The organism is Arthrobacter sp. Bz4 (genome assembly GCF_003075455.1).
Classification (GTDB): Bacteria; Actinomycetota; Actinomycetes; order Actinomycetales; family Micrococcaceae; genus Arthrobacter_D.
In genome coordinates this window covers 182727-190934 of record NZ_QDAE01000005.1, presented here as the reverse complement: position 1 = coordinate 190934, position 8208 = coordinate 182727, and the positions used below count along the sequence as shown (strand labels likewise).

4 protein-coding genes are annotated in these 8208 nt (G+C 59.3%); 3 read left to right on the top strand and 1 reads right to left on the bottom strand.

Translation table 11 applies throughout. The features are described from left to right. Positions 1-2707, bottom strand: a 2707-nt coding sequence (locus DDA93_RS06540) for a DEAD/DEAH box helicase family protein (RefSeq protein ID WP_133185452.1), incomplete at its 3' end; no start/stop codon positions are given. A 350-nt stretch (positions 2708-3057) separates the two neighbouring features. On the opposite strand from DDA93_RS06540, the gene DDA93_RS06535 reads away from it, so the two are divergent. The 3 genes from DDA93_RS06535 to mcrC all read left to right on the top strand — a co-directional run bounded on the left by DDA93_RS06535 (position 3058) and on the right by mcrC (position 8075). Further along, the gene (locus DDA93_RS06535) at positions 3058-3816 is read left to right on the top strand and encodes a hypothetical protein (protein ID WP_116778341.1); all 759 of its coding nucleotides are present in this window, start codon (positions 3058-3060) and stop codon (positions 3814-3816) included. A 1035-nt stretch (positions 3817-4851) separates the two neighbouring features. Then, positions 4852-7029, top strand: coding sequence for an AAA family ATPase (locus DDA93_RS06525; RefSeq protein WP_243400546.1), 2178 nt, complete (start codon positions 4852-4854; stop codon positions 7027-7029). Next, positions 7026-8075 (top strand): 5-methylcytosine-specific restriction endonuclease system specificity protein McrC, encoded by a 1050-nt coding sequence (gene mcrC / locus DDA93_RS06520; protein WP_116778339.1) that lies wholly within the window; start codon positions 7026-7028, stop codon positions 8073-8075. The genes DDA93_RS06525 and mcrC overlap by 4 nt, the downstream gene beginning before the upstream one ends. The last annotated feature ends 133 nt before the right edge of the window (positions 8076-8208 follow it).

Below are 8208 nucleotides of genomic sequence, written 5' to 3'. Positions count from 1 at the left end.
GGCGTAGGCGGTTCGCTGGCCCCATAGCTTTCGCCGTGGAGCCAAGCTTTGGCTGGATGCTCCAATCCTTTGCCCAGAGGTTGGTTGCCGGGCGGTCCTGGTTTCCTATAGTCAGGAACCGTAAGCTTTTTGTCGCCTGCGAGACCACTTCGTGCAGCGCAGCCCCCGAAATCCTTGAGGGCTTGACTTCGGTCTTGCTCTTGGCATGGGCAAAAACAACCTTCGAGTCATTGAATCCCACAAAGTCAGCTATCTCGGCGCCCAAGTCGGTACACAAAACAGTTGCCCCCTCGCCCAAAGCCTTCAGCAAAAGCACATCATCAATATGTCCGAACACAGTGTCAGGCGGCCAAGGCCCCGCCCCGTCTGCATGGCCCTTCTCTCCCACGACCCTCGCCAACTGCTCGCTCGTCTCTAAGATCGACAACAAACCGTCAGGTGAACTCAAGTTTTCACGGTTGATAGACCAAAAGTTACGGTTCGAGTAGACCAAACCTCCAGCCGTTGCCACCCTCACCAGCTGTTCACGCGTGACGAACTGCCAAAAAGTCGAGCGAGGATCGATGGTGGACCTGTACGGCACGCTCTGAGCGGAAGAGAGTTCAAACCTATTTAGCGCCTTGTCCCAGCGGATTTTGGACTCGATTGGCCGTCCGTTGATTTCCACTTCGAATTGCCCGTCCTCTGCGACACCACCGGAGCAATCGATCACGAGGGGGGCACCACCGTCTTCTATAGGATCGAAGGTGTGCTGCGCCAAGTCGAGGAGCACGTGCGCAGCAACCGGGGGCTCGGAAATAGTGACGGGGAGTCCAAAGCGTGCTATCGCCGACGCGGGGGGATCCTCCCGTTGCAGGGAAACGGACAGTTCGTCGAACCATGCCCGTAGCTCGGGATAGTGCCCCTTTGAGCTACGAGAGTCACTCACCCGGCCATTCTTCACGCCTGTGTATCGACCAACTTTATCGCCGTCAATGACGAGAGTGCCGGAGGCCGTCGAGTACCCAAAGGTCGAATCCCCGACCTCGGCTGCCACTAAAGCAATGTCCCGAGCACTCAGTGAGCGTGAACGCACCGACCAATCGCTGAGATCATTATTGGTGAGGGACATGGAAGTGACTGTCGAATCGCTAGGCAGCAGGCCCACGAGCGTGCCGGCACCTATCGAAGTTGTGTGGGAGCGGACCGACTCCGGAATGCCGTCCGAGTCGGACACAAACAGATGTTCTCCGTTCCAGTGAATCACGGTGTATCCGAGCGCCATCTCTACAAAAGCCGCTTCGCGCAAGATCGGCGAGTTGCGAACAGTAAGGTGAAGGAAGACGCGCGTATCCTCGTCGGGACTGCCTACGCTTAGCACCTGGCGATCGTTAGAAGCGAGATCGTCCTCAACCTGCTTTGCGAATGCGTCCAGTCCGAACGCTTCGATGGGCCTGCGGACGGAGGTGCTAAGTCGAAACTTGACCTCTTTCCACGCTTCGTCCCCGCGCAGATCCGCCTGCTCGCGAAAGAGCCGATCCCAGTAGAAGATCTCCGGTTGCGCATCCATGAGCCCGGCGACACCTGCCGGGTCGGTGGCGACTGACTTTGGGTCACCGCCGTCATCGAATCGCCGGTAACGCCCCCAGGCTTCTTGCATCGTTGCGTCCGAGGAGAGAACAAAGGCCGAAGCATGCTCGGCTCGCGTGGGGTTACGTAGGATCCGACCAACCTGTTGGATGCGCGACCGGTCATTCCCGAAGCCTTCGTACACTGCGAGAACCTTGACCGCCGGATCATCGAATCCTTCGGTCAACTTGTGTTGATGCACTAGGAACTGCGCGTCCGGACGACCGGAGGGAGCAGGAACTGACCGTCTGAGATATGGAGCAGTTTCATCGCGAACGAATGATTCATGCACAGCGACCACTGTGCGGCCCTTCAGACTAAGCGCGCGAGCGACCGCCTCCACACTTGCCCGGTTTCCGCACCGGATAATGACCCGTTCCCCATCCACCAGCTTGTCAGCCACGTGCTCAAGGAGATCATCGACGTAGTCACCGACAGACGTAGTTTCCTTGGTAATCACAAATATTGGTTCTCGAAGTACTTTGTCTTTCACAGCCTGGAAGTGGTTGTACCGGTAGTGCGCAGCTCCATCGAGTACGAACATGCGGTTGTCGTTTCGAAAAGGAGTTGCTGTAAACAGGCATATAGGAAGCCCTGTGGCACGTACAGCCCGGGACCACCCCGGGGCCGGTTCGTAGTGGCATTCGTCGACTACGACGGTCGCGAAGCCTTGAAATAGTGACGCCATCTCAGTGCTGTCGTTGCCAATTGACTTATAGATCTGCAGGACCATTGCCAGAGTGGTGACGTAAACTTTGGGCTGTCGCTGCTCCTGCGATTGCATCTTTTCGATGAAGTCGGAGGCGCTGCGTACAGATTCCACTTTCGCCAGATTCTCGGGACGTTGCTGCCCTAGGCGCTGCCAGACCCGACTATTTATGTCCTCCAATAGCTGCCGAGTCAAACCAGACCAAGGCGTGACTATCAGAGCGCTTTGCTTGTTTCCGCCCACTTCCGTTGCCGCGACGAGTGAAGCGATCACGGCCGATTTGCCGCTGCCCGTTGGCATAGATATCAGTGCCGCACCCGCCGCTGAGCCCTCACGAAGGTACTTGCGCAGGATCGTCAGTGCAGCTATCTGATGATCCCAAAGTGGCACGTGCCAACACCCTTCCGCGCCGCCGAGACGCGTCTAACCTATGAACGAGCACAGTCAATGAACAACCTGGCTGGCCCAGCGATTTGTTCGATCGAACTCAAATGGACACTAAATCTAGATTCAACCACGTTCTGGCACGGAACAGCCTTATCACCATTCCTTATCGTCATCGTGAAGCACCAGAGCCCTGCACAAAGTACCGAGACGGGCCGGGCGCCAGGGCCGCACAGCCGCAGTGAGAGCGGCCAACGCCAAGGCCGCCGACCTCACCTCCCCCTTTGTTCAAGTCCTCTCTGGCAAGGTCAAAACGCTCGTCGGCATGTCGCTCCCGCCGCAGATACAGTGATGACATGAGCGGCAGTAGAACCAAGAAACAGCGACGGGCGCAGCATGAGCGTCCCGCGTACCTGGTAAACGCTGACTTCGCACTCCGTTCGGCGGATGCTGTTCTCGCGGTTGACCTCCACGAGGTGCCACAATCCCGTGTCAATCAGTTCGCGGTCGGCTGGATGCGTGCGGCTTTCGAACAAAGCCGGGTCATCTCCAGACTTACGAAACTGGGGATGGGGCATGCCATCGCTCCCAACCGTCGCGCGTTCTGGGAGTTGACTGTACGGTTGCTGTGGTTCGCAGGCCTGGGTCGGTCGGACCGTGAGGAGGCCGCGGACACGATGATTGCGCACGGCCGTTCAACTGAGAAGACCACTCACACCCATATGCAGTCGATGGGCATCCCCTCGGACATCGACATCGCCGCCATGGAGGACTTCGTCTTAGACGCCTCAAAAGAGAAGGCCATGCAAGAGCAGGCGAAGAACCTGACTGCAGCGGTTAAGGCCACGGAACTAAACCTCGGGATGATCTACCGTCTGTGGCGTGAGGACTCGACTTGGGCTCACGCGACGGGGTTCTTGGCTGGTCACTACGCACCGGCAGAGGACAATCACACGATAGGCGTTGGCAAGCCTCCTCACATCGACCGGGACTTGGAGGCGCATCGGCTCGCCACCATGGCCATTGTGTTTTCCGTTGGCTACATTCTCACTGACGAGGGCGTTCCGAGCGAACTGGCCAGCGCTGCCACTGTGGCCTTCTACCAGACGCACTAGCAGATCCGGGACCGGGTGCACCTGCAGCATTGAGATTCAGAACCTAGCAGAGGCGATACGGGCGTTGCTACGCACCCGATCTCTCCGATCCCTCAACTCGCGCGAAAACGCATCTGTCCTACCGTCAATATTCAGCGCCAACGTTGCATACGCCAGCAACTCGTCCTCGACATCCCACGGCGTCGAGTTCTCAGCCCATGCCACGCGAGCGTTGGCGTTAATCCAACGGGTCAGTTGAGCTTCGCCATCCACTCCCCAGTTCAAGCGTCCTCCGTGAACGCCGAGAGAAAGGCTCAGTTCCTCGGCCAGTAGAACGCCGAGAGTCAGCCGCAGCGTCGACCGAGACGCGTCTCTGTTGTAATGAGCTGCTAGGCGGGGGCGAAGGCGACTCGTGCTTTCCTTCCCGTTACTGTCCGGCTTCTTCGGAGCAATGCCGACATACATGAGCGCGAAGCCGTCGGTATACGAGTACGAAGCGTCCGGGACCGGCAAACTCCCTGGTGTAAACAGCCAACCGTAGATGCCCTTAACCCGTGGCGCCTCATTCACGTCCGATGGGCGGTGGAGTGAAGAAGGATGCAAAATCCGGTCCGCCGTTGATGAGAAGTCGTGCATGGCCTCATAATACCGAGCTGAGCATTTGTTAAAAGGATGTTGAACCGTCAAGTTAGCGGGCCACCCGTCGAATCCGCAATCCTCAGATGCGAATGGATCTTCGCCCGGAAACGACCGGAGTATCGCAGCCGCAACTTCGGTCTGGGAGTCGATGCAGGGGGCTTCCTCTGGACCAATCTCCTCACCGTGGTGTCTATGCCGAAAATCTACGCAGAGCACTCGTGACGGTGCGTGCACTCGCAATTCTTCGCCGCATGCCACTTGCGAATGTGGCATGGGCAATTTGCAGGGTCGTGTACGCTCTGGCCGAGGGCATCACAGCATGAGGACTCAGCCAACCAGGAGACTACTGATATGACTAACGAACAATTCCAGGGTGATGAAAGGGCGGCTGTTAGCTCAACCCGAACGACTCCTGACATGGCGGTAGCACGTGAGGCCGGTGAGGTGATCGCTCACATGCTCGGCGACGGCTGGTCTGTGATCGACCCGACGGCCACGATCTGGACGGCCGAGGCAGCTGAGGAGCTTCGTGCCCGGATCGAGGACAACCTAATTGTCGGGTCCGACCAGAGACAGTGGGACAAGCTCGATCAGCAGCTCCAAGGCGCGCCACGCGAAGTCATACTTCTAGCGGCAGAAATCATCTTCCTCCGCGAGCATCCGCTGCGCTCAGCACTACCAGGGACTCGCCGAGCCCATGTTGATAGGGTTCTATCCCACCTCGAATCCCCGGTGTCGATTCCTGAGCCCATGTCAGAATGGCTGGGCCGCCCGACAGGTACCGCTGGCTTCGAACCGGGTCCTTGGTACAACAGCGCAATGTGGCGGCATGTCACTTGGACCGCCTCCTTCGTCCGCTACTGGCGAGGGCTGCCGAACGACGAACGTGATGCCGCGCGCGCCGATCCGTGGACACTACAACAAGTCATGCTTGCTTCCGGCAATGATCGGTCGGACATCCGAAACGCCCTGCAGTTCCTCGCTAGGCCCGACGTCTTCGAGCCGATCGCCTCCGGGGGAATGAAGAAAAGGATTCGCGACGGACTTGCCGACCGAATCGGCGGAGGGACGGGCAGCGACCCGGCGTCGATTGACCGCGACCTGCTGGGGATCCGTGCTGCTCTGGCCCGATCGATCGAAGGCCCCTTCCACTTCTGGACACCGGGCGTGGAAGAGCTTTGGGACTCCTCCGCCAGCGAACCCGACCCTGTCACCACCGATGTCGCCACGTTGGCCGAACCTCGTCCCCGCCATTACTGGCTTTACTCTCCTGGAGCACAAGCCGCTGAGTGGGATGGGTTCTCGGCCAGCGACATCATGGCGATCGGGTGGGATGAGTTGGACAACCTCGCTTCGTACCCGAGCCGGGAGGCGATCCGTCAGGCCCTCGACGTCGAGGAGAGCGGCGGATCGATGAGGAACGCCGTTCTGGCAGTGTGGCAGTTCCAGAATGAGATCGCCGTGGGCGACATCGTTTACGCCAAGCGCGGTCGTCGTGAGATCGTCGGTCGCGGTGAGGTCACCTCGGGCAGCCGGTTCGAACCGCAACGTGCCTCGTTCCGCCACGTCCGCTCGGTGAAGTGGACGCACACGGGGTCTTGGGAACACCCCGGCGACGCGGCAACAAAAACACTCACCGACATTACGCCCTACCGCGACTACGTCGAGAAACTGGAGGCTCTCGTCACAGGCGATGTCGAGCCCGAGCCGACTGTCGCGGCAACGCCGCTCCAGTCTTATGACAAGGCCGCGTTTCTCAAGGAAGTCTATCTCTCAGAGACTCGGTACGACCGGCTGCAGGCCTTGCTGCTGCGCAAAAAAAACGTCATCCTCGCCGGTCCGCCTGGCGTCGGTAAGACCTTCGCAGCTAAGCGATTGGCGTACTCGATCCTGGGAGTGAAGGATCCGAGCAGGATTCAGGCAGTCCAGTTCCATCAGAGCTATTCCTATGAGGATTTCATGATGGGCTACCGACCCACTGAGTCAGGTGGGTTCACGCTCGCCGAGGGCACATTCTATCGGTTTTGCGAAGATGCCCGCGCCGATGACGATGACCGGCCTTACTTCTTCATCATCGACGAAATCAACCGCGGCAACATGTCCAAGATCTTCGGCGAATTGCTCATGCTTATCGAATCCGACAAACGAGGACAAAAAATTCGCCTGGTCTACAAGAACGAGACCTTCTCCGTCCCGGCGAACGTCCACATCATCGGCATGATGAATACCGCAGACCGCAGCCTCGCCGTGCTCGACTACGCCCTGCGGCGTCGCTTCGGGTTTTTCGAGATGCCCCCCGGTTTCGAGTCCGCCGGATTCACCCGCTGGCGGCAGGCGGCAGGCAGCTCCACCCTCGACCGCCTCATCTCGGTCGTCCTCGACCTGAACAAAACCATCACCGAGGACCCGGCTCTCGGCCCAGGATTTGCGGTTGGGCACAGTTACCTGACACGCCCAGCGGGTGGCGACGCCGACGACTCATGGCTGTACTCGGTCGTCCAAGACGAACTCATCCCACTGCTCGATGAGTACTGGTTCGACGAGCCGAATAAGGCGCACGAGTGGGCGGGCAGGCTCCGGAGTGCCGTGGAATGACCGACCGCTCGATCTTAATTCGCAATGTGTATGTGATGCTGGCGTACGCCTTCCGGACGATCCACAGCGAAGGCAACGACAGAATTGCCGCTGAGCGCTTCGACCATCTTCATGACCTGCTTGCGGAGATCCTTGTGCGCGGCGTGGGTGCCCAGGTCAAGCGCGGAGTCCATCGCGATTATCTTCACCGCAGTGACGAGATCGCAACCGTTCGCGGCCGGATCGACGTCACACGCACTATCGCTACCCGCTCGGCCACCCGAGGACGGCTAGTGTGCGATTTCGACGAGTACGAAGCAGACACGCCCCATAACCGGGCCCTAAAGTCGGTCATCGTGCTCCTCATCCGCCACAGCGAGGTCTCCGCGGCGCGCAAAGGTGCGCTGCGCCGGCTGCTGCCCTACTTGGACGCAGTCACGTTGGTGGCACCGACGTCGATCAGATGGGACGCGCTCACCTACCACCGCGCCAATGCCTCTTACCGGCTGCTGCTCGGCGTCTGCGAGCTGATCGTTCGCGGGCTCCTCCCCACTCATGACTGCGGAACCTCGAAACTCACGTCGTGGGTTTCGGATGATGTGATGAGCACACTGTACGAGCGGTTTCTGCGCGAGTACTACACGGTCCACCATCCCGAGCTCTCCCCCGGCGCGCCCACTGTTGGTTGGGATCTCGATGAGCCGGGCGGCAACAGCTTGCAACTGCCCTTGATGCGTACCGACGTCACGCTTCGCAGCGGCGGGCGCACTCTCATCATCGACGCGAAGTACTACAGTCATACGATGCAGACCGGAGCATGGGGCAAGGCGACCGTCCATTCCACGAATCTGTACCAAGTGTTTTCATATGTAAAGAACGAGGACACCCGGCGCGACGGCTCCGTCAGCGGCCTGCTTCTATACGCGCGTACCGGTGCCGTAGAGCAGCCCGACTTGGACGTCGTTATCCAAGGTAATCGGATCGGCGCGCGAACCCTCGACCTAAACTCCCCCTGGAACGACGTCCGAGCCCAGCTCGAAGAGGTAGCCGGCTGGCTAGATTCCTGAGGCGCCTTTTTCTCGCGTATTGAGATGATGCGATGACAAAACCCACGACTTGGTCGGCGGTTAGTTCACGATTGTGGAGGTGAGGAACAACTCAACATTGATTCTTCAGCGCCCTGTTCGTCGTGGTGCGGCG

Excerpts from the sequence above, each read along its gene's own strand:
- DDA93_RS06535 (WP_116778341.1), top strand. The coding sequence starts at position 3,058 with ATGAGCGGCAGTAGAACCAAGAAACAGCGACGGGCGCAGCATGAGCGT.
- DDA93_RS06525 (WP_243400546.1), top strand. The coding sequence starts at position 4,852 with ATGGCGGTAGCACGTGAGGCCGGTGAGGTGATCGCTCACATGCTCGGC.
- mcrC (WP_116778339.1), top strand. The coding sequence starts at position 7,026 with ATGACCGACCGCTCGATCTTAATTCGCAATGTGTATGTGATGCTGGCG.